The following is a 21882-nucleotide window of genomic DNA, read 5'->3' as shown; positions in this document are numbered from 1 at the left end:
TTTCGTACCGGGCAACGAAAATTACTATACACGCATTCGAGCCAGAAATACCAATTCGCCCAGTGCTGCCAATGGGATTGTGACGCGATGCTCATGATTCGTGATTGGGAACCTGTCGTGCGTTGCTGATCTGGCATAACGGGTGATGTTCAGTGCCATGCTGTTGCCCTTGCCTGCGGCGCCTGGTGCCACAGTGGTATGGCAAGTGAGGCGGATAACCTGGCTCCATGAGGATGCACGAAAGCCGCTCTAGTTCGACCTAATGGCACGAATCGCTGATGGGGGAGTCGTGGACGTTGATGATCTTTTGGAAGTGCTGGATTCCGGCCAGCGAATTGCCGCCGGTTCTGAGCTGCATGCTCTCATGCATAGCGCGAGCCAGGACGCGTTGCGCATCTGCGCGGAATTGAATAGCGGCTACCGCAGTCCACATGAAGTGCACGAGCTCCTCCGGCAATTGACCGGCAGGCATGTTGACGATTCGGTGATGTTGTTCCCGCCGTTCAACTCGGACTTTGGACGCAATATCAAACTGGGCAAGCGCGTCTTCATCAATGCCGGGTGCAAGTTCCAGGACCAGGGCGGCATCAGCATCGGGGACGAGTGCTTGGTCGGCCATAACGTCGTCGTGGCTACGCTCAACCATGATCTCGATCCTGCCCGTCGAGCTGACATGCTTCCGGCCCCGGTGAGCATTGGGCGCAATGTCTGGGTTGGCGCGAATGCGACGATACTTTCCGGCGTGACGATCGGCGACAATGCTGTGGTTGCTGCTGCCTCGGTGGTAACCAAGGATGTTCCTGCTGGTGCAGTGGTGGTCGGATCGCCAGCCAGGGTGGTGCGCACGGTCTGATTCTGCGCGGCGGTGCAATCTGGCGTGCGGGGAAAGCAAAAGACTCGACTCGGAATTTCCATTCCGAATCGAGCCTTTACTGCTGGGGTGAGTAACGGGGTTTGAACCCGCGACCTTCTGGACCACAACCAGACGCTCTACCGACTGAGCTATACCCACCATGTTCGCTTCGATACTAGTCAGAACGCTTTTGCGAATCGATTCCGTATCGGGCAACGAGAAATACTATACACGTATTTTCCGCTTGGACGCCAATCGGAAAGCCCCTGGGCCACTGTGCAGTGCATCACCCATGCCCCAGGGGCTCATCCCTGGCAGCTAGCCGGCGCTCTGGCTGATCCCCGTGGCGATCTTCCGGGCCTCGTCGGAGGTTGGGCCTGGAGCCGGAACCATGATGGCTTGGCGGTAGTAGCGAAGCTCATTGATCGAGTCCTGGATGTCGCCCAGCGCCCGGTGGTTGCCGGTCTTGGCCGGAGCGCCATAGTGGGCCTTCGGGAACCAGCGGCGGCTCAGTTCCTTCAGGGTCGACACATCGATAATGCGGTAGTGCAGGTGCTCGATGACCTCGGGCATATCGCGGGCCAAGAAGTTCTTGTCGGTTCCCACCGAGTTGCCGCCGAGCAGCGCCTTCTTCGGCTCCGGAACGTGCTTCTTGATGTAGTCGACCACCAGGCGCTGGGCTTCGGCCATGGAAATGCCGTTCTCCAGCTCGGGCAGCAGGCCGCTGGCCACATGCATATTGCGCACGAAGTCATCCATCTGCGCCAGAGCCGCCGGCTCGGGCTTGATGACAACCTGGATGCCCTCATCGACGATCTCCAGATCCGAGTCGGTAATGAGCACCGCTACTTCGATCAATGCGTCATTAACCAGATCCAATCCGGTCATCTCGCAATCGATCCATACAATTTTTTCTGAATTACTAGCCACGCAACCAATCTACACTTCAGCGAACGCTGTGGGGGAGCGCACCCTCTTAACGGTGCGGAAGAACAGTGTCTCAACCTGCCCGAAGGCATGGTGAATGCTAAAATCGTCTGAGATTTCCGGCTGTTGACGTGCCACGCCCGCAAGGGCAAAGCGCAGGCGACGCTGGCCTAATTACTCTCGAACTCATGTCCGTTACAGCCCGAGGTGCCAACGTGTCAGCCAGCAACCCAGCCGCAGTGAGCTCCCCGCCCTACGCTGGAGTGAACAGGACCCTTCTCAGCGGCGTCATCGGTTCCTCCCTGATCCTCTTCGGATCCTTCGGCACCGGCTGGCTGGCCAGCGTCTCCCCGCTGAACCGCGACCCATTCTTCATCATGCTGCGCACCGAACCGGCCGGCGTGACTGCGTGCGTGATCCTGCTGGCCCTGGGCTGCTGGCTGCTCTTCCGCTCGTGGTGGCGGCTGGGACAGAAGCTCAAGGGCTGGGGCGAAGGCTCGCTGAAGGTGGTCCGCCGCGCCGTCTGGCTGTGGAGCATCCCGATGCTCGTCACCCTGCCGATCATGAGCCGCGACGTGTTCGCCTACATCGGCCAGGGCCGTTTGGTCGACGCCGGGCAGGATCCCTACGTTGACGGCATTTCCTCGCTGAACAACTGGTTCCAGCTGGGAACCGACACGATGTGGGCCCAGGACGGCACCCCCTATGGCCCGCTGTACCTGAGCATCGAATGGCTTGTGGTCAACATTGTCGGCGGCTCCACCGACGTGGCCATCCTGGCTTTCCGCGCCATCGCGTTCATCGGCGTGCTGCTGTGCCTGCACTTCGTTCCGAAGCTGGCCGAACTGCACGCGGTGTCCGGAGCCAAGGCAACCTGGATGACCGTGGCCAACCCGCTGTTCCTCGTCAACTTCGTGGCCAGCGCGCATAACGACTCGCTGATGACCGGCCTGGCCGTATGGGCCGTCTACCTGGCCTGCAAGCGCCACGGATTCTGGGCGGTGGTCGTGCTCGCCGCCTCGGTCGGCGTCAAGCCGATCACCCTGGTGCTGCTGCCGTTCATCGGCCTGCTCTGGGCAGGCCCGGACGCCAGATGGCCGCGCCGCATCCTGTACTGGTTCTACACCGGCATGCTATTCCTCGCGCTGATGACCCTGGTGGGCTGGCTCAACGGCTACTGGTTCGGCTGGCTCTCGGTCATGCTCAACTACACCGGCGCCGGATTCTCGATCTACGCTCCGCTGGGCCTGGCGACCGTGGGCATCCAGAACATCTTCCATTCCTTCGGCCTGGATCCCGGCGGCGTGCTCGATGTGGTCAAGACCGCTGGACGCTTGATCGGCGTGGTGATCGCCTTCGTGCTGATGTTCCGCGGCAAGTATTCGCACCTGGTGCAGCGCATGGCCATTGCGTTCACCGCGATTGTCGTGCTCTCCCCGGTGATCCAGCCGTGGTACCTGCTGTGGCTGCTGCCGTTCTTCGCCGTCACCGGGCTGCGCGACGACTGGCAGATGCTGTGGCTGCACCTGACCACCATCTTCTTCCTCGCCTACCAGGCCGCTGACCAGATCTTCGTCTGGCAGTTCCTGCAGGAGTCGCTGGTTCCACGCGTCCAGCTGATTTCCTGGGGCATCTCGATTGCCTGCGCCGTGTACCTGGTCTTCTTCGATCCGAAGACCAAGAACATCTGCGCCGACCTGCTCAGCTCGACGAACTGGCTCAAGAAACGCAAGAAAGCCTAGTGGCAGTGCAGGAGCGAAAGCTGGAACCGCAACGCGCAAGCCTGCGGTCATTGTCCTGGCAAGGGTTCATCGCCTCGGCGCTGATCACCGTTGCCTCCTGGGGAATCGGCTGGTTCCCGCGCAACCAGCTTTCCCCGCTGGCCCGCACCGGCTTCTTCATCGAGTTCCGCACCGATGCGCCGGGGGTCATCATCTGCATCGTGCTGATGGCCGTGGGCATCGTCTGGCTGACCCGGACCTGGATTCTCGCCCGGCCATGGGTGCAGAGCGCAGGCGAGATCTCCCGGAAAGAACTGAGCCGCCTGCTGGCCATGTGGTCCGCCCCGCTGATGCTCAGCTTCCCGATCCTCAGCCGCGATGTCTACTCCTATCTGGCGCAGGGCCGGATGCTGCACGCCGACAAGTCCCCGTACGCCGAAGGCATCTCCGCGCTGCCCGGCTGGTTCGACGGGGGATCCGACGGCCTCTGGGCGCAGTCGCCCTCGCCCTACGGGCCGTTCTTCCTGGTGCTCTCGCGCATCATCTACTTCGTCTCGAACGGCATCCCCGAAGTCGGCGTGGGCCTGCTGCGCATCATCGCCGTGCTCGGCGTCTGGGGCTGCTACCACTACACCGCGAAGCTGGCAGCGAAAATGGGGCAGAGCCCCAACTGGGCCAACTGGGCGATCGTGGGCAATCCGCTGTTCCTGCTGACCATGATCGGCGGAGTCCACAACGACGCGCTGATGATTGCCGGCGTCTTCAGCGCCTTCGCCTACGCCTATGACCGCCGCCCGATGGCGGCCACCATGGCCCTGGCCATCGCCGTATCGGTCAAGCCCATCGTGCTGCTGGTGCTGCCATTCATCGGACTGGTGCTGCTTGGCCGCACCCGCACGATGCGCGCACGCTGGAAGATCTGGGTCAAGGTCGCGGCCATGTCTCTGACCTGGCTGCTGCTGATCGGCGCCGTCACCAACCTCTGGTTCGGCTGGCTGCCTGCCATGTTCACCGCGGGAGACGCGGCGTTCCCGTATGCTCCGGTCGGACTGATTGGCTGGTCGGTGAGCAACCTCGCAGGCCTGTTCGGTGCCGATATTTCGCTGGTGAATACCATCGTGGTGGCCATCTTCCAGCTGCTGTCCCTGGTGATCGTCGCGCGCTTGGCGCTGGCCAAGGACGCCTCCAGTCCGGTGCGCCTGGCGGCCTGGGCGCTTTCCGCGGTGGTGCTGCTCGCTCCGATCATCCAGCCCTGGTACATCCTGTGGCTGATTGCGCTGTTCGCCATTTCGCACAGGGTTGCCTGGGGATCGGAAAAGCTGATGATCCACGCATCGAGCATCATCCTGGTGGCGGTCTTCGTCGACCAGCTTTCCATCGAGCAGTGGCATTCGGCCTGGCTGATGAAGTCGCTGGCCGGCGTGGTGGTCCTGGGCCTGTTCGCCGCGCTCTTCACCGCCGATGCCGCCACCAAGCGGGTGCTGCGCGGGCCGGAAGCATAGCCAAGCTCACAGTCCGCAGCTCAGCTTCCTCACGGATTATTCCGCTTAGATGGAAATATGCAAACGATGTTCTGGCCAGCGACTATCGCGATCCTCGGCGGCGCCTTCTTCCTGGCCTCCGCCGGCATCTTCCTGCTGGCCGTGCAATACCGCCGCCACGGACGGCTGTCCTGGCGCCGCACCATAACGACAGCCACCGCGGCGATCTACGGCTTCGGGCTGTTCAGCTACACCATGCTCCCGCTGCCCTCCTCGCGCGACGAATTCTGCCGGCCGGGCGTGGCCATCCCGCAGCTGGTTCCAGGACGGTTCCTCGACGACTTCAAGCTGGCCATCGTGGAGCGCGGGCTCAGCGGATTCGCAACCAGCTTCACGCTGTGGCAGGTGCTGTTCAACATCATCCTGTTCATGCCACTGGGGATCTTGGCCGTGCGCTGGCTGCGCGGCAACATCATCACCGGGGTGCTGCTGGGCTTCGCCGCCTCGCTGGCCATCGAGCTGACCCAATACACCGGGATCTGGGGGCTGTACACCTGCGCCTACCGCGTGGCCGATGTCGATGACCTGATCACCAACACCGCCGGCGCGCTGCTCGGCGCGGTCATCGCCTACCTGCCGATGTTCCGTTTCCTCTCGGGCCCCGTGGAAGCCGACGCCGCCCAGGCGCCGGCGCGGCCGGTCACCCGGGCACGCCGGGCACTGGCCAACGTCTTCGATGCGGGCTTCACCTCCGGTGCGCTGTTCGTCATCAGCGCCGCGCTGGAACTCCTTCAGCGACTGGGCGGCATGGAATTCGGCGAAAAGTGGATGAACTTCTGGCTGCCGCTGATCGTGGTCTTCTTCGTCTTCTGGCTGCCGAGCCTGGCCCCGGGGCGGGCCACCCTCGGCCAGCGCTGCGCCTGGCTGATGGTCGCCAGCAAGCAGGGCGGGCCGTCCCCGGCAGGCAGGGCGTTGCTGCGCAGCCTGCTCGGGTTTGGCGGGATCAACTTCCTTTTCCAGATTTCCACCAGCATGGACGAGATCAGCGTCTACCCGCTGCTGAACATGCTTGCTGTGATCTATATCGCGATCAGCGCCTTCTACTTCATCTTCGACGCAGATCACCGGGGACTGGCCGGAAAAATCAGCGGAACCGGATTCATCGACCGCCGCGCACTTTGACCCATGGCACCCCGGCAATGCCGGGTGCAAGCTAAAATGGAACGCGGTGGCCTGCGCCTTTCGGCGCGGTCCAGCACAACTCGCGTTTGAAGACATACCGTTAATCTCAAAAGATAGGTCTGCTCAGCAGCATGGAAGATAACAAACCAGAGGTCCCGGCCGAACCGCACCGCGCCGTCCTAGGCACGGCCGTAGGCGCGACGGTCCTCATTGCCGTCGGTGCATTCGTGCTCTCATTCGCGGCGTTGACCGACCTGGCAGAACGCTCGGGCATCAGCCCGCGCCTGGCATGGATCTGGCCAATCATCATCGACGGCATGATCGTCGCTGCCACCGTGGCCATCGTGGCCCTGAACGGCTTCAACCGCAAGGCCATGATCTACCCGTGGTCGCTGCTGTTCTTCGGCGCGATTGTTTCCACCGCGGCGAACTCCACCCATGCAATCCTGACCGTGGACTCCATCGAGAACGGCGTGCCGCCGCTGGTGTCCGCGCTGGTCGCCGCCATGCCGCCAATCGTCCTGCTGGCCATCACCCACCTGACCGTGCACATGTACCAGAAGAAGTCCGAAGCCGCGAAGCTGCGTGCCGAACTGGAGTATGACGAGGAAAAGGAAAACGCCGAGAAGTACGGCGTGGCCTATGACGATGGCTACAACGCGGCCTTGGCCGACACCAAGACCGCCGAGGAAGAACGCCTGGCCGCCCTGGAACAGGAGCACCAGGACGCGCTGGCCCGGGCCCGCGCCGAAGGCATCGCCGCAGGCCGATCGGACTCGAAGGTCACCCCGATCAAGCAGAATGCGCAGCCAGCCAAGGAGACCAAGGCCGCCGCGCAGAAGAACGGCGAGGACAAGGCTCCATTGTTCGACGACATGGCCAAGCGCCTGTCCCGTCCATAGGACCCAGCCGCACCCGGTTGGCGCGTGAACACGAACTGAAGGACAGCATTTCAACAGAAGCTGAAGCATCCAGGAGGCATCAATGAGGGATCCGGCGCAGGGCCAGGGGCACGACGAGTTCTCCGAGCAGATTGCGGCCGCCGTTGAGCAGTACAAGTCGGTGACCGGCGAACTGAATACCGTCATGTCTGCCATGAAGGCGAAGATCCGCCGGCTCTTCGCCAATTCCGAGGTGCAGCCGCTGTTCATTACCGGCCGGGTGAAATCCCCGCAATCCTTTGCGGCCAAGGCATCGCGCCGCCTGCAGGAGAATTCCGAGACCGCCCCGGTGCTCGAATTCCCCAACCCGCTGCGCGAAATCCACGACATGGTCGGCATCCGCATCATCGTGATGCTGCCCCATGAGATCCAGCAGGTAGCCAGCCTGATCAAGTCGCACCGCGACTCCTTCGACTGCCGCAGCGACCGCGAGAAGGACATCGGCTCGGTGGAGTCCGGAACCTACGGCTACTCCTCGCGCCACCTGCTGCTCAAGACCCGCAGCGAGCCGGTCGTGCGCAAATTCCAGGAAGCCCTCGGCAAGCCGGTGATGGCCAGCGGCAACTTCGTCTTCGAGGTGCAGATCCGCACTGTGCTGCAGCATGCCTGGTCCGAAATGGAACATGACATCCGCTTCAAGCATCCCGGCGAAGCCGCCTGGAATCCGCAGATCGACCGCCACTTCACCGCGACCGCGGCGATGCTGGAGACGGTCGAGGACTACTTCACCGACATCGACGAGCTGTACCACCGGCTCAACGGCTACCACGATCAGCAGGGCGCCGGATCGGAGCCGCTGACCGGGGAGAAGATCGGCGAAATCTGGCAGACGCTGCTGCCGCATGTTGACCGCAAGCGCGATGACGACTGGTCCTGGGCTGCGGAGCTGCTCGGCGCCCACGGCATCGGCCAAACCTGGCAGCTGGCGCAGCTGCTGGACGCGAATGTGGTCACCGACGTGCGTGCCGCGCTGGACCACCGCTATTCGCCGGGCCCGGACCGGCTGCTGGACGACGTGCTGCTCTGGCGCTTCGGCAAGGACCACATTGAGAAGACCAGCGGGGGAGACCTGCGCCGCGAAGCCTCGTTGCGCCGCCGCCTGATCCAGATGATGGACTACCGCTCGCAGCTGGGCGCCAGGAACTGACCGGGCATCGAATTCTTTAACCAGCTCAACCCCGGAACTGTTAGTTTGTGCACGTTCGGCCAGCCGCGGAGCCGTTGGCCGGTAGACTAGTCAAGTTGCCCAATTTCTGGGCCGCACAGCTTTATTACCCGCGTGAAAGGGCCACACCATATGATTTCCGTAGCCAACCTTGAGCTACGCGTCGGCGCCCGCCTGCTGATGGACGAAGTGAACTTCCGCATCGACAAGGGCGACAAGATCGGACTGGTGGGTCGTAACGGTGCCGGAAAGACCACGATGACCAAGGTCCTCGCTGGAGAGACCCAGCCAACTGCTGGCGAAGTCACGCACAAGGGATCCATCGGCTACCTGCCGCAGGATCCCAAGACCCCTGACATGGAGCAGCTCGCGCGCAACCGCATCCTCGGCGCCCGTGGCCTGGATGTGGTGGTCACCAAGCTGGCCCAGAACCGCGAGGACATGGCCAGCGAGGATCCTGCGGTCTCCGCCAAGGCCCTGCGCCAGTACGACCGCCTGGAAGCTGAATTCATCGCCGCCGGCGGCTACGCCGCCGAATCCGAGGCCGCGGCCATCTGCGCCAACCTGGATCTGCCCGACCGGATCCTGGACCAGCCGCTGCGCACCCTCTCTGGCGGCCAGCGCCGCCGCGTGGAATTGGCCCGCATCCTCTACTCGGATGCCGAGACGCTGCTGCTCGACGAGCCCACCAACCACCTGGACGTCGACTCGATCATGTGGCTGCGCGACTTCATCAAGAACTACCCCGGCGGCGTGCTGATGATCAGCCACGACACCGGGCTGATGGAAGCCACCGTGAACAAGGTGCTGAACCTCGACGCGAACCGCGGCGTGGTCGATGTCTACAACATGAACTGGAAGCGCTACAAGGTCCAGCGCGAAACCGATGAGCGCGCCCGCAAGCGCGAGCGCGCCAACATCGAGAAGAAGGCTTCGGTCCTCTTGACCCAGGCGAACAGGATGAAGGCCCGCGCCTCCGGCGCCTCGGCCGCGCAATCCATGCTCAAGCGCGTGGACCGCATGCTCGCGGGATTGCAGGAAGAGCGCGCCTCCGACAAGGTCGCGGCCCTGCGCTTCCCGGATCCTGCCCCCTGCGGCAAGACCCCGCTCATGGCCGAAGGCCTGTCCAAGGCCTATGGCTCGCTGGAAATCTTCAACGACGTCTCGCTGGCCATCGACCGCGGCTCGAAGGTGGTCATCCTGGGCCTGAACGGTGCCGGCAAGACCACCCTGCTGCGCATGCTCGCCGGCGTCTCCGAACCGGATACCGGGAAAATCGTTCCGGGCCACGGCCTGAAGATCGGCTACTTCGCCCAGGAGCATGACACCCTGGATCCGAATGCCAGCGTGCTGGAGAACATGCGCCGCAACGCGCCGGAGCACCTGAACGATGCCGATGTGCGTTCAATCCTGGGCTCCTTCCTGTTCGTCGGCGACGACGTCACCAAGCCGGCCGGTGTGCTCTCCGGCGGCGAGAAGACCCGTCTGGCCCTGGCCACCATCGTGGCCTCCAGCGCCAACGTGCTGCTGCTCGATGAGCCGACCAACAACCTGGACCCTGCCTCGCGCGCCGAGGTGCTCGGCGCGCTGTCCACCTTCCCGGGTGCCGTGGTCATGGTGTCCCACGATGAAGGCGCGGTCATGGCGCTGAAGCCCGAGCGCGTGGTCATCCTGCCCGATGGCGACGAGGACCTGTTCAGCGAGGACTACCTGGAATTGGTCTCGCTGACCTAGATCCTTACCAACACCAAGGAACTCTCGTAGGCTTGGCAGATCACCACCGTGAAGGGGATGTGCCAAGCCATGAGTGTTTTAAGACGCAGATTGCCGGTGCTCGCAGGCGCCGCAGCGCTGCTTGCCAGTACGCTGGCCGGTTGCGCAGTCCAGGTGCCCGACGAAGTCAACGCCCAATGGGCGCTGATCGACCCGGCTGGAGTGAATGCGTCGAGCACCAGCCTGGAACTCGGCGTGATGGGCCTTGCCTGCGCTTCAGGCAAGACCGGGGACGTCACCGCCACACATGTGGAGTTTGCCGATGGCCAGATCGCTATCGGCATTGCAGTTGAACCGCTGGAAGGCGAGGCGCAGGACTGCCAGGGCAACGAGACGGTGCCGTACACGCTTGAGCTTGGCGAACCGGTGGGGGACCGCGTCCTGATTGATGCTTCCTGCCACAACCGGGCAGAACAGCAGGCCCCCAACTGCAGCGACGGCGGAATCCGCTGGAGCCCGCCGGCCACGCCAAGCTAGACGCCATGGAACGCGAAACCGCGCGGCACCTGGACTATGTCCACGTGCCGCGCGGTCTGCGTTTGCTGCGCACTGCTACTTCGCGGTGCCCCCTGGCGTATTCTCCGCCTCATCGAGCATTGCATCCTCGATGGCCTCGTCGGTCAGCGTGCCGTCGCGGCGGAACTTCTTCTCCTGCTTCGCCCGGATCTTGCGCACCTTGTGCATCGGCTCTTCCAAACCCAATGCCTCGGCTTCGGCCCGCTCTTCGGCTTCCTCGGCGTTCAGCTTCTTCTGCTGCCGGGCCGCGTACCAGAAGCCGACGAAGGCCAGCACGCCGAAGATGTACCACTGGATCTCGTAGGAGAGGTGAGGGCCTTCGTCCATGTCCGGTGGATCGAGCTGCTGAGGCGCCTCGGCCGGGGCCGGGTCCTCTCCATACATCAGGCCGTAGGCGCCCTGTGCGATCTCATAATCCAGCTGCTTGGCATAGTCTTCGAGCTGGATGGAGGCCAACTGGCCTTCCGGGGCGCCGCGGTCCAAGCGGATTTCCGATGGCTTCAAGCGCACATCCACGGTTACCTTGCCCTCTGGCGGTGCCGGAACCGAATCCGGGTGGCCGCTTTCCTCGTTGCCGATCGGCAGGTAGCCGCGGTCGACGATGACAGTTTCGCCCTCGCTGGTCTTGAACGGCACCAGTACCTCGTAGCCGGGCCGGCCTGCCTTGATCCGGTTGCGCACGATCATGGTGTCCTCGGCGACGTATTCGCCGGTCAGCTCGGCGGTCATCCAGGTCTTGGCTTCGTCGAGGTTGTGGAAGTTCTCCAGAGCCTGCTTGCCGGTCGCCGGCTCAGCGAAGTAGTTGCGGTTGACCCGTTCGATGCCTTCCAGGACGGCATCGCGGCGGTCATTCTGCCAATTGCCCAAGGCAATGCACGCGGAGGCGAAGATGGCGACCAGTATCAGCCACCCGACCCAGCGGGTGCTCGCCAGAAAACGATACATCTACTTGCCTTCTCCTTCGTTGCCCTGCATTGGCAGCGTTTCCTTGTAGAGCAGCCGTTCCTTGAGGTAATTTTCGAGCCAGTCGCGATGCTCTTCGCAGGCCAGCCAGATTTTGCGCCGGTCCGGGGTATGGATTTTCGGATTGTTCCACAGCAGCTGGTAGTCGGCGCCTTGCCGGCAGCCCTTTCGCGAGCACTGGATTTCGGCGGCAGCGGGGAGGCCGCCTAGCGAACCTAGCAGATCCACTAGTCCTCCTTGGGGGAAGTTGTCGGGTGTTGCACTGGTTCCTCGTCATCGGCAAAGTTGCCGTCAATCACCTCTGGTTCCCGCTCCTGCCGCTGTGCGGTGTCCTTCGGCGCGTCGAGTTGATGGGCATCGGGCGCCCTGTAGAACTCGGCTGGCGGTTCACGCTTGGTCAGATCCGCACCTCCATTGGCGATCACCACAGCGATGTAGGGCAGGACCACCGCGCCAACCAGCAGGACCCAGCGAAGCCAGCCGTCGAAAAAGAAGGCGAGAACGAAGCAGACCAGGCGCACGGTCATTGAAATCGTGTATTTGCGCACACGGGTATCGCGCTCGGCGGTATGCGACTGGCGCGCTTCGGTAATGCGGTGAACTTCGGGTTGGCCGGAACCGTGGTTCATGGGCTGTGAGGACATGTAAAAGACTTCGCTTTGCAATACGGGATCTGCTCCCATTGTCTCACTTGTATCACCCAGAGGGTAATTTCTACGCGCTGTCGAAGCGGTAAAACTGGTGAGTAACTAATAGGATTGTTCACGGAGTAGCTACTTAACTAGGCAAAGTGCGCTTTCGACTGGCCCATGGAGGGTTTTCCATGCCAGGAACGCAAGCGCATGAACGGAGAAATACATTGACTACGGAACCAACCACTGGCCGCAGCGTCCTCGTGACCGGCGGCAACCGCGGAATCGGACTTGCTATTGCACGCGCATTCGAAGCCAACGGCGACAAGGTGGCCATCACCTACCGCAGCGGCGAGGTTCCCGCCGGACTGCTGGGTGTCAAGGCAGATGTCACCGACAGCGAGTCCATCGACGCAGCCTTCAAGGAAGTTGAAGCTGCGCACGGTCCAGTGGAAGTTCTTGTCGCCAATGCAGGAGTCACCAAGGACACCTTGCTGCTGCGCATGAGCGAAGACGACTTCACCTCGGTCATCGACACCAACCTCACCGGCGCCTTCCGCGTTATCAAGCGCGCCTCCAAGGGCATGATCCGGCTCAAGCGCGGCCGCGTCGTGCTGATTTCCTCGGTCGTGGGCCTGTACGGTTCGCCAGGCCAGATCAACTACGCGGCATCGAAGTCCGGTCTGGTCGGCATCGCCCGCTCGCTGACCCGCGAACTGGGTTCGCGCGGAATCACCGCCAACGTCGTGGCTCCGGGTTTCATCAACACCGAGATGACCGCCGTCTTGCCAGAGGAAACCCAGAAGGGATACCTCGAAAGCATTCCGGCCAACCGCTTTGCTGAACCAGAGGAAGTTGCCAACGTCGTCCGCTGGATCGCCAGCGATGAAGCAGCGTACATCTCCGGTGCCGTAATCCCGGTTGACGGCGGCCTGGGCATGGGCCACTAGAAGTTTTAAGCAAGAGATCTAAAGGAGTACCACCATGAGTGAATTCAAGGGTGCCGTTGTTACCGGTTCCTCCCGCGGCATCGGTGCAGTCACCGCTCAGCTGCTGGCCGAGCAGGGCATTGGCGTCGTGGTCAACTACCGCGCCAAGGCCCCACGCGCCAACAAGATTGTCGCCGCCATTGAGGAAAAGGGCGGCAAGGCAGTGGCCGTCGGCGCAGACCTGACCTCGGCCGAGGGTCCGCAGGCTCTGGTCGACGCTGCCGTGGAGAATTTCGGTTCGCTGGACGTCGTCGTGCTGAACGCTTCGGGCGGCATGGAAACCTCCATGGGCGAGAACTACGCGCTGCGCCTGAACCGCGACGCGCAGGTCGCGATGCTCCAGGCTGCGCTGCCCAAGCTCAGCGAGGGCGGCCGCGTGGTTTTCGTGACCAGCCACCAGGCGCACTTCATCAACGAAGTCAGCACCATGGATGCCTACGACGCCGTAGCGAAGTCGAAGCGTGCCGGCGAAGATGCATTGCGTGAAATGATCCCGGAGCTCGCCGAGAAGAACATCACCTTCGTGGTGGTTTCCGGCGACATGATCGAAGGCACGATCACCGCAACCCTGCTCAACCGCATGGAGCCAGGTGCCATCGACGCCCGCCGCGAAGCTGCCGGCAAGCTGTACTCCGTTGAGGAGTTCGGTGCCGAGGTAGCCAAGATGGTCTTCGCCGACGTCGAGACCGGCCACACCGAGCTGGTTGGCGGCGCAGGCGACTTCCTGACGCAGTCGGGCAAGTAGGCCCCGCAGCAACCTGCAGCAGCTGGCGGCCGGGACCCTGTTTCAGGGTTCCGGCCGCCAGCTTTTTCGTGCCGTGGCCGCAACAGCCGGCATGAAAAATCGCCGGGCACCTTCCGTAAAGGAGGCGCCCGGCGATTAGGGCAGATCTAGTCCTTCGGCTTTTCGCCGCAGACGATCTTATGCCATGGGCTGTAGGTCCAGCTCTTGGTTTCGGCCGGCAGCTTCTTGGAGCCGTCGATGGTCTCCCGGTAACGGGTGATATCGATGCTGAAGCCCTTCTTGCCGCCGGATTCCGAGACGCACTTCTCGGCCGGGTTGTACTTGGTTTCCGGGTTGGTCAGGTTGTACTTCCCGGAGCTCTTCTGCGAGACATCCCAGTACTTGGTGGACCACAGGCGGGTATTGACCTTGTCGCCCGAAACCCATGCCTGGATCATCACGCCGTAGGGGGTGTTGTTCTCCCAGATCATGTCGATCTGGCCTTCCCACAGGGTAGCTTCGCGTCCTGCAGGGTAGCGTTCGAACCAGCGCGAATGCGGCTTGTGGGTGATGTCGTCGTAGCCGGCCAGGAAGCCGACGTTGTACATCTGGGTGGAGATCTGCGAGAGCCCGCCGCCAACGGCTTCGGTACTGAAGCCGCTTTCCACAACGCCGGAGCTGTAGTAGCCGTTGGCCACGGTGATCGGGCCCAGGGCTTCGAGCAGCGAGAAGCGTTCGCCCGGCTTAATGATGTCCCCGTTGACGCGAGCCGAACCGGCACGCAGGTTCTTGGTGCGCACGGTGTCTGAGGCCGGGTACGGGGTGGAGAAGGTGACGATCGGTTCCTTGATGCCAAGCTTCTTCGCATTTGCGGTGGTGAAGTCCGCTTCCGTCTCGGTCATCTCGACTTCGGCAGTACGATTCTTGGCGGCCGTCGCGGCCAAGACCTTGGCACCCAGGCCCTTGGTCTCCAGCGAGATGCCCTTGGAGGACTTGATGATCGAAGGCTTGCCGTCCTTCAAGACGATCTGCGCATCCTTGGCGGTGCTGGAAAGATCGGAGTTCTTCGTTGCCGCCTTGTAGAGCTTCTTGTCGTCCAAAGCGATCGCCGGAGCACCGTCCTTGGGCGCGTAGCTGGCTGCCGCGGCAATGGATGCGACCGAGATGGTTGCTTTCTTCTTGCCCGAGGCCAGGGTGACTTCGTCCTTCAGCAGCGCCTTGACGTCCTTGTCGTAGAAGGCCTGCAGGGTGTCGGCAGAAATCTGCGGCTTGATGACATCGGCTGGCAGGGCGATCGCGGGGCCGGCAATTTCCCAGTCGTCGCTGATCAAGTCCGCAGCTTCCTCGGTCTTCAGCGCGACACCGTCAACGGGCTTGGTCAGCTTGGAGGTGCCATCGCCGAATTCGATGGTTCCTTCGGCAACCTCGGCGTTGGCCTTTTGGGCCAGTGCATCGAGCTGCGCGGCCAGCTTGTCCTCGTCCACGTCGACAGCCGGGGTGACGTGGAACTCGCCGGTGAGGCGTTCGTAGAGTTTGACAGGGTTGATTTCGTAGGATGTCAGTTCATTGACGGTGTCTTCAACGTTCAGTTCCAGACCGGCCTTGGCAGGATCCAGTGTGTACTTTTCACCGTTGACAGTGACATCCACTGGCTTCTCAGCCAGGGGGAGAACCTCGCGTTCCAGCTCGGCGCGAGCCTGGTCCTTATTCATGGAACCGATATTCACACCCGCAATGGAGGCGTTGGCCGGGACCTGGGCGCTGACAAAGGCTGCTCCGCCGAAATATGCTGCGGCTACGGCTGCCACGCAAGAACCGGCAATGATCCAAGGCTTGGCCTTGCCCTTCTGCATTTTCTTGTCTTGCTGAGAGTGAGTAGGCGTAGATGAGGAACTGTCCGGGGAGGGGGTCTGCACTGGTCTAGTAGCTCTTTCGAAAGCGATGGGGGCTCGGCGCGCGGCCAGGGCTAATGCCTCAAGCCGTTGCACGCATCAATAGAAATACTAACTGCTGGAACAACCGATCCAGATATCAAAAGCCCGTGAGCGCATAATCGTTATGCAGTTGTTGGATTCCACTAAACCAAATCATCGAGAACCAGGTCGGCGATGGCATCCAAGCGCGAGAAGTCCAGACGCACGTCCGCTTCGTCGCGCAGGGCAGGCTTCGCGTTGAAAGCAACCCCCAACCCTGCGGCGGCAACCATGGCGAGGTCGTTGGCGCCATCTCCGGCGGCGATCGTTGCAGCCATCGGGATCTGGTGCTCCTGCGCCCAAGCGCGCAGCATTGTTTCCTTCATTTCACGGTCGACAATCTGGCCGTGAACGGTACCGTCAAGAACTCCTCCGGTGATCCCCAACGTGTTGGCCAGCGCATGGTCCAGTCCGAGGTGGGCGGCCAGCGGATCCAGAATCTGCTGGAACCCGCCGGAAACTACGCCGACCTTGTGCCCGGCCGCATGGAACCGCTTGACCAGGGATTCGGCGCCGTCGGAGAAGATAATGCGCTGGCCTACCTCGGCGAGGACATCAACTGGCAGATCCTTCAATGTAGCTACGCGCTGGAACAACGATTGGGCGAAGTCCAATTCGCCGCGCATCGCGGCCTCGGTCACCGCAGCCACTTCTTCTTCCCGTCCAGCGTGGGCGGCGAGCAATTCGATGACTTCCTGCTTGATCAAGGTGGAATCGACATCCATCAGCAGCAGGAGCTGTGGTGCCTCGGTAAGCTCGGCAGGCACCACAGCTACGCACAAGTCCGCGTAATCCAGTGCCCCGTCGGCGACCAGGGCATCGACGAATTGCTTGGCAGCCTGCTGCAGCTGAGCGTGATCGGCCTGCTCGATGCGGAATTTGGCAACCAATCGCGCTTCCTTGGTTTTGATCCGGCTTTCGTCGGCATCCGGAATCAGTCCGGCTCCCGTTGCCCGCTGCAGGACAGCGGCGAAGTCGATGCGGGAAAGGGATGGGCGGGATGCGAAAACCAATGATGAAACCATGCAACCATTTTTCATTGCCCCGGTGATTACGACCAAACATGACGTGCTGGCCCCGGGTGCAGGCACCGGTCCGATGGGCGCGAACTGGCATTGCAACAGGAGGCGATGCAGGTCAATCCGGCGATTTTTGGGACTTGCACGGCATTTCCGATTAGTGAAACAGGGGTGGAAAGTCTAATCTTGAATACCATGAGCGAAGTGCTAACTTTCAAAGATGTCAGCGTTGTACGCGGGCGAAAAGAACTGCTCAAGGACGTGTCCTGGGAAGTCAAAGAAGGACAGCGGTGGATTGTTATCGGCCCCAATGGCGCCGGCAAGTCGACCTTGATGAACATCGCAGCTACTCGGTTGCATCCCACCCGCGGTACCGCGGATATTCTTGGTGAACGCTTGGGCAAGGTTTCGGTCTTCGATCTGCGTCCGCTGATCGGCCTGAGCTCGGCCCTGGTTGCCAACTCCATTCCAGCCAACGAGACCGCGCTGAATGTGGTGCTCACTGCCGCCTACGGCATGACCGGCCGCTGGCGCGAGAAGTACGAGAAGCTCGATGAGCGCCGTGCTTTCCACCTGCTGCACAACTGGGGCATGTCGACCTTCATGAACCAGCCTTTCGGCAAGCTTTCCGAAGGCGAACGCAAGCGCGTGCTGATCGCCCGTGCCTTGATGACCGATCCCGAGCTGCTGATTCTCGATGAGCCGGCAGCTGGCCTGGACCTTGCCGGTCGCGAAGACCTGGTTGGCAAGCTGGCTGAACTGGCAGCCGACGATGATGCTCCAGCACTGGTTCTGGTGACCCACCACCTTGAAGAGGTGCCAGCGGGATTCACCCACATCTTGATGATGCGTGACGGCGAAGTCGTCGCCGCCGGCGAGATCGACTGCACGCTCAACGAAGAAAACCTGGAAGCAACCTACGGCGTGCCGCTGAGCCTGCGCCGTGAAGGTGGACGCTATTCGGCTTTCGCACGCAGCTAACAACAATAACTAAAGGGGAAAGCTCCACGTGATCGAATTTTGGCGTGAAGCCCTGATCTTCCTTGGAGGACTCTGGGCCGGAACTATCAACACCGTCGTCGGGTCGGGCACCTTGGTCACTTTCCCCATTCTCGTGGCGTTGGGCACGGCACCGGTGAATGCCGTGGTCTCCAACGCCATGGGTCTGGTTGCTGGAGGCTTTTCCGGCGCCTGGGGCTACCGGCGGGAAGCCGCCAGCGTCAAGAAGACGCTGCTCAAGCTCGTGCCAGTCTCCTTGGCCGGCGGGTTGATTGGTTCACTGCTGCTATTGAATTTGCCGGAGTCGGTCTTCGGCATCGTAGCGCCGGTGCTGCTGGTTTGCGCGCTGGTATTGGTGATCTTCCAGCCGCGCCTTTCCAAGTGGGCCAAGACTCGCCAGGCTGCGTCCGGCGGCACCGATCCGGACGATGCCGACCGTGCGCGGATTCCACTGGTGCTGTATATCCTCGTGTTCCTGATCGGTGTCTACGGCGGCTACTTCACCGCGGCGCAGGGCATCTTGCTGATGGCTGTCTTCGGCATCTTCCTGCAGGCCTCCCTGCAGCAGTCCAACGCCATCAAGGTGATACTTTCCTTGATCGTGAACCTTGTCGCCGCGATCATGTACCTGATCATCGCGCCCGAGCGCATCCACTGGCTCATCGTGCTGCTGATTGCTGTCGGCTCGCTGATCGGCGGTTTCATCGGTGCCAAGGTGGGACGCAAGCTCTCGCCGGGATGGCTGCGCGCCGTCATCGTCATTCTGGGGCTGATTGCCTTGGGCAACATGCTCTACAAGCTGGTGTAGCTTCGTGGCAGAAATTCTTAATCCTGCACGCATCTTGCAGGTGGCGGATCTGGAGGATCCCCGTCTCGATGAGTACCTCAGGCTCTCGGAGGCGCATCTGCGCATGCGCACCGATGTGGAAAATGGCCTCTACATCGCCGAGAGCACCAAAGTTGTCCAGCGTGCGATCAATGCAGGCCATGTGCCACGCAGCTTCCTGCTCGCTGAAAAGCATCTGGATCAGCTGGCCGAGGAATTCAACCGCTTCCCGGACGCGCCGATATTCATCGGGGACGACCGGCAGCTTCAGGACTTGGTCGGCTTCCATCTGCACCGCGGCGCCATGGCCGCGATGAATCGTCCCGAACCGCTGGATCTGGACGAAGTGCTTGAGGCCAGTTCCCGGATTGCCATCTTGGAAGACATCGCAGACCATACGAATCTCGGCGCAATTATCCGCTCGGCCTCGGGCCTCGGGGTAGATGCAGTGCTGCTCACTCCTAAATGCGTTGACCCTTGGTACCGGCGCAGCGCGCGTGTCTCGATGGGTACGGTCTTCGACCTTCCTTGGGTGCGAATGCAGTCCTGGCCAGAAGATCTCCAGACGCTGAAGAACCATGGCTATGAGATGCTCGCCATGGAACTGACCGATGACGCGACCCCGTTGAACGAAGTGGAGATCAAGGCTGGGCAGAAGGTCGCGATGATATTGGGCAATGAAGGCAGGGGAGTCACCGATGAAGCTCTCGCCGCCGTTGACCGGACCGTCATCATCCCGATGCACCGTGATGTGGATTCACTGAATGTTGGTGCCGCAAGCGCAATTGCGTTCTGGCATTTGTGCTCCGCGCCACGCTGAGAACGTTTCTGCAGTCATCGATTTTGCGATAGGATGGACTGTCTGTGCTTTGAGGTTTCTACGTGGAGCCCTGAATGCGGGACACAATTTCCGAGTAAGTAGCTGCTGGCAAAATCCAGTGGCCATAAACAAAAAGGTGTATAGCTATGAAGGCTGATATCCATCCACAGTACGGCCCAGTTGTCTTCAACGACCTGGCATCCGGCGAAAAGTTCCTGACCCGTTCGACCGCTAAGTCGGACAAGACCATCGAATGGGAAGATGGCAACACCTACCCAGTAATCGACGTCGAAATCTCGGCAGCTTCGCACCCGTTCTACACCGGCAAGCAGCGCATCATGGACACCGCTGGTCGTGTCGAGCGCTTCAACGCCCGCTTCAAGGGCTTCGGCGGCAAGAAGTAATACTTCGCCCCTAGTAAGCTTTCGCGGCGTGTTTCCAGTTTCTGGAAACACGCCGTCGCTGCTTTAACGGTGCTTTAACGGACTGGCCATCACCGGATGCCGGACCTGCAATGACTGAAAAAGTCTTCCGCCGACATTATCGACCTTGTCGACGGGGAAATGTTAATCATCCGACTCGCTATCGAGAAGACGGAGAAAAGGCTTTATTGTAAGCAGCCTGAGGAGAAGTCAAATTTAATTGCCAGCTCGCAGGCCGAATCACACATCGCGATGCTTTTATACGTCACAGTCGCTCTGCCTTGCGTGGCGAGCGTATCTCGCATGCGCGAGTCGGTACCGAGTTGTAGGCCGCAATACGGCCGGCTTGACGTTCGGCATGATGACCAACGTCTGTGAATCGTCCCGGGTTTTATGAGATCGTGTGTCCGCAAAGTTTTGAGACAGGACATGCAAAGTATTGAGATTGACTATCTACAAAGTGGTGAGATTCTGTGTCTACGAAGTGACGAGATTACACATCCGATGTGCGCACAGGTGCTACCCAATACCTCTGCTAAACACAATAGAAATTTCGTGTATCCCACTTAAGGCGATGAGGTCTCTCTGAGTGCCGCAAGGGTCAAATCGGTTTTTCGCCACAGACTTTCTATATGGAATGGCGGTTACGTCTCCGCGTCCTGTCCTGCTCCGGCGTCAACGAGCGAGCCTCATTGCGCTGCTAACTTCTTGGTAGTTCACCACGTCGCAGAAAGGCACGTCCGACGGTCAGATTGGCATGAACGTTAGCTGGGTGTGTGGATGCCATTTCGTCGTTCCGACGGCGCACGATTGAGAAAAAGTTACCCTGGGCTTTCCCCTCAACGACGGCGCCATGCACGAGGAAAGGTTTGTTTTCTTCATTTTGCGGCGGCACTTCTATGAGGACCAGATCGCTTTCGCCGTGGGCTATGACTTCTACAGCCAGGTTTTCTATCGGTGGGATCACCTTGTTGTCAAGGACTTGTACGTATTTTCGTCGAATACCTGGCACACGGGGTAATGGCGTGATCTTGGTAATCACGTCGCCGTTGCCCTGGTTTTTTGTTGATAGTCCTAGAACTACAACTCCCCCTTCAGGAGAGTTTGCAAACTGTGCCACCCACTGGGCCAAACGGATCTTCCCAACTTCGGAATCAAGGTCAGCGTGCTGACGTTTTGCCTCGAGCCAGTCGCCCTCGGGTTGGCCTAACAAGGCTTTAACATGTCCGCCTCGTATGAGTTCGGTGACCGTTTCGTGTGTCACGCCGCCGGACGATGCCTCTATCAAGGCTTTGATCTCAAGGGCATCACGGTAGAGATCTGTTAGCATGCGAGACCGTGGGTTGAATCCGATCGCGACGGCAAGCCGCCAGACGTCGTCGGAGTAGCTGTAAGTATCAAAATTCAAGAAGGATAGTCGTTTCCTACCGAGAGGAGGAGTGATTAACTCTGCTACGTTGAGTCCAGGTGGTGAAGCATTGAGTTTATTTAGGCCGATTTGGTGGCTTTCATTGTCATAGCTAGGCAGCGATAGAAAGCACTCGATCGCCAGCAAAATTTCACCCTCCTCAAATATGAATTTCACACCGGTATGCGGAAGGATGGGCAGATCACGTAGGTCAAAGTCTGACGGGACCCCTCCCTCGTGAATTACCATATCCGAGGGCGAGTAATCTTCCCCAAGATGCTTTTGCAGTCCTCGATACATCTGTCGCAGATGTGTTGCGCTGATGTCTTTGAGGTCGTCTTCCAAGATGTCGAATGAGTCGTTTCTATCTCTGCGCTCGACGCCATTCAGCAACCAATAGTAGCCTTCTTCATCGGCCTGGATGTTACCAAAGATGAATCGCATATCCTTATTCACAGACTGTTACGCTTCCCTCCTGATAAGGTGGTCATTCTTTTGCTGCACGTGGTCGGGATTACTGTCTATTGGTAGACAATCGTCGGATGATT

At 60.8% G+C, this 21882-nt stretch carries 22 protein-coding genes and 1 tRNA gene; 14 read left to right on the top strand and 9 right to left on the bottom strand.

All coding sequences use genetic code 11. The features are described from left to right. Positions 1 to 259: 259 nt before the first annotated feature. Positions 260 to 646, bottom strand: coding sequence for a hypothetical protein (locus BKX98_RS17380; protein ID WP_369826764.1), 387 nt, complete (start codon positions 644 to 646; stop codon positions 260 to 262). Between BKX98_RS17380 and BKX98_RS17375 the strand changes: the two genes are divergently transcribed. After that, complete coding sequence (locus tag BKX98_RS17375) at positions 527 to 853, top strand: DapH/DapD/GlmU-related protein (RefSeq protein WP_369826763.1); 327 nt, start codon at positions 527 to 529, stop codon at positions 851 to 853. The genes BKX98_RS17380 and BKX98_RS17375 overlap by 120 nt on opposite strands. A gap of 83 nt (positions 854 to 936) precedes the next feature. Here BKX98_RS17375 and BKX98_RS04730 read toward each other — a convergent pair. Both BKX98_RS04730 and orn read right to left on the bottom strand, forming a co-directional pair. Then, positions 937 to 1012: transfer RNA gene (locus BKX98_RS04730), tRNA-His, on the bottom strand. A 159-nt stretch (positions 1013 to 1171) separates the two neighbouring features. Beyond that, positions 1172 to 1783 (bottom strand): oligoribonuclease, encoded by a 612-nt coding sequence (gene orn, locus BKX98_RS04725; protein WP_073706293.1) that lies wholly within the window; start codon positions 1781 to 1783, stop codon positions 1172 to 1174. Between the two features lie 212 nt (positions 1784 to 1995). On the opposite strand from orn, the gene mptB (BKX98_RS04720) reads away from it, so the two are divergent. From mptB (BKX98_RS04720) to BKX98_RS04690, 7 genes are all read left to right on the top strand, one after another. After that, complete coding sequence (gene mptB / locus BKX98_RS04720) at positions 1996 to 3522, top strand: polyprenol phosphomannose-dependent alpha 1,6 mannosyltransferase MptB (protein WP_073706292.1); 1527 nt, start codon at positions 1996 to 1998, stop codon at positions 3520 to 3522. 5 nt (positions 3523 to 3527) lie between these two features. Next, entirely contained in the window at positions 3528 to 5003 is a 1476-nt protein-coding gene (mptB, locus tag BKX98_RS04715; protein WP_143181019.1) for a polyprenol phosphomannose-dependent alpha 1,6 mannosyltransferase MptB, read from the top strand. 57 nt (positions 5004 to 5060) lie between these two features. Beyond that, a complete protein-coding gene (locus tag BKX98_RS04710) occupies positions 5061 to 6164 on the top strand; it encodes a VanZ family protein (RefSeq protein ID WP_083586618.1) in 1104 nt (367 codons plus the stop codon). A 131-nt stretch (positions 6165 to 6295) separates the two neighbouring features. Further along, on the top strand, positions 6296 to 7066 hold the full coding sequence (locus BKX98_RS04705; protein WP_052253742.1) for a DUF2637 domain-containing protein: 771 nt from the start codon (positions 6296 to 6298) through the stop codon (positions 7064 to 7066). A gap of 82 nt (positions 7067 to 7148) precedes the next feature. Further along, positions 7149 to 8252: a GTP pyrophosphokinase family protein gene (locus BKX98_RS04700; RefSeq protein WP_073706289.1), complete on the top strand. Its 1104-nt coding sequence runs from the start codon at positions 7149 to 7151 to the stop codon at positions 8250 to 8252. Positions 8253 to 8402: 150 nt separating this feature from the next. After that, positions 8403 to 10004, top strand: coding sequence for an ABC-F family ATP-binding cassette domain-containing protein (locus BKX98_RS04695; protein ID WP_038990995.1), 1602 nt, complete (start codon positions 8403 to 8405; stop codon positions 10002 to 10004). Between the two features lie 69 nt (positions 10005 to 10073). After that, complete coding sequence (locus tag BKX98_RS04690; protein ID WP_143181018.1) at positions 10074 to 10520, top strand: hypothetical protein; 447 nt, start codon at positions 10074 to 10076, stop codon at positions 10518 to 10520. Between the two features lie 75 nt (positions 10521 to 10595). Here the strand turns inward: BKX98_RS04690 and BKX98_RS04685 are convergent, their stop codons facing one another. From BKX98_RS04685 to BKX98_RS04675, 3 genes are read right to left on the bottom strand one after another with little or no spacing between them, the layout of a single operon-like run. Beyond that, a complete protein-coding gene (locus tag BKX98_RS04685) occupies positions 10596 to 11504 on the bottom strand; it encodes an SURF1 family protein (RefSeq protein ID WP_073706287.1) in 909 nt (302 codons plus the stop codon). Continuing rightward, positions 11505 to 11750 (bottom strand): hypothetical protein, encoded by a 246-nt coding sequence (locus BKX98_RS04680; RefSeq protein ID WP_038990998.1) that lies wholly within the window; start codon positions 11748 to 11750, stop codon positions 11505 to 11507. Further along, entirely contained in the window at positions 11750 to 12166 is a 417-nt protein-coding gene (locus tag BKX98_RS04675; RefSeq protein ID WP_158024656.1) for a DUF3099 domain-containing protein, read from the bottom strand. The genes BKX98_RS04680 and BKX98_RS04675 overlap by 1 nt, the downstream gene beginning before the upstream one ends. Positions 12167 to 12381: 215 nt before the next feature. On the opposite strand from BKX98_RS04675, the gene BKX98_RS04670 reads away from it, so the two are divergent. Together BKX98_RS04670 and BKX98_RS04665 are read left to right on the top strand one after the other, a co-directional pair. After that, positions 12382 to 13104: a beta-ketoacyl-ACP reductase gene (locus BKX98_RS04670; RefSeq protein WP_038991000.1), complete on the top strand. Its 723-nt coding sequence runs from the start codon at positions 12382 to 12384 to the stop codon at positions 13102 to 13104. 34 nt (positions 13105 to 13138) lie between these two features. Next, on the top strand, positions 13139 to 13888 hold the full coding sequence (locus tag BKX98_RS04665) for an SDR family oxidoreductase (protein ID WP_038991001.1): 750 nt from the start codon (positions 13139 to 13141) through the stop codon (positions 13886 to 13888). 146 nt (positions 13889 to 14034) lie between these two features. Here the strand turns inward: BKX98_RS04665 and BKX98_RS04660 are convergent, their stop codons facing one another. Together BKX98_RS04660 and serB are read right to left on the bottom strand one after the other, a co-directional pair. After that, complete coding sequence (locus tag BKX98_RS04660; RefSeq protein ID WP_233125272.1) at positions 14035 to 15720, bottom strand: VanW family protein; 1686 nt, start codon at positions 15718 to 15720, stop codon at positions 14035 to 14037. A gap of 224 nt (positions 15721 to 15944) precedes the next feature. Next, on the bottom strand, positions 15945 to 16865 hold the full coding sequence (serB, locus tag BKX98_RS04655; RefSeq protein WP_073706284.1) for a phosphoserine phosphatase SerB: 921 nt from the start codon (positions 16863 to 16865) through the stop codon (positions 15945 to 15947). Between the two features lie 189 nt (positions 16866 to 17054). On the opposite strand from serB, the gene BKX98_RS04650 reads away from it, so the two are divergent. From BKX98_RS04650 to BKX98_RS04635, 4 genes are all read left to right on the top strand, one after another. Further along, the gene (locus BKX98_RS04650; RefSeq protein ID WP_073706283.1) at positions 17055 to 17840 is read left to right on the top strand and encodes an ABC transporter ATP-binding protein; all 786 of its coding nucleotides are present in this window, start codon (positions 17055 to 17057) and stop codon (positions 17838 to 17840) included. A 31-nt stretch (positions 17841 to 17871) separates the two neighbouring features. Beyond that, positions 17872 to 18666: a sulfite exporter TauE/SafE family protein gene (locus tag BKX98_RS04645; protein ID WP_066138978.1), complete on the top strand. Its 795-nt coding sequence runs from the start codon at positions 17872 to 17874 to the stop codon at positions 18664 to 18666. A gap of 4 nt (positions 18667 to 18670) precedes the next feature. Further along, positions 18671 to 19504: an RNA methyltransferase gene (locus tag BKX98_RS04640; protein WP_083586616.1), complete on the top strand. Its 834-nt coding sequence runs from the start codon at positions 18671 to 18673 to the stop codon at positions 19502 to 19504. A gap of 146 nt (positions 19505 to 19650) precedes the next feature. Continuing rightward, positions 19651 to 19908: a type B 50S ribosomal protein L31 gene (locus BKX98_RS04635; RefSeq protein ID WP_038991006.1), complete on the top strand. Its 258-nt coding sequence runs from the start codon at positions 19651 to 19653 to the stop codon at positions 19906 to 19908. A 718-nt stretch (positions 19909 to 20626) separates the two neighbouring features. Here the strand turns inward: BKX98_RS04635 and BKX98_RS04630 are convergent. Then, positions 20627 to 21778 carry a hypothetical protein gene (locus BKX98_RS04630; RefSeq protein ID WP_073706282.1) on the bottom strand — a complete coding sequence of 384 codons (1152 nt, stop codon included), beginning with the start codon at positions 21776 to 21778 and terminating at the stop codon, positions 20627 to 20629. Positions 21779 to 21882: the final 104 nt, after the last annotated feature.

Source organism: Glutamicibacter sp. 0426 (genome assembly GCF_001906485.1).
GTDB classification, from domain to species: Bacteria; Actinomycetota; Actinomycetes; order Actinomycetales; family Micrococcaceae; genus Glutamicibacter; species Glutamicibacter nicotianae.
The sequence above is the reverse complement of the archived record's forward strand: the minus strand, read 5'-3'. Positions and strand labels throughout refer to the sequence as shown.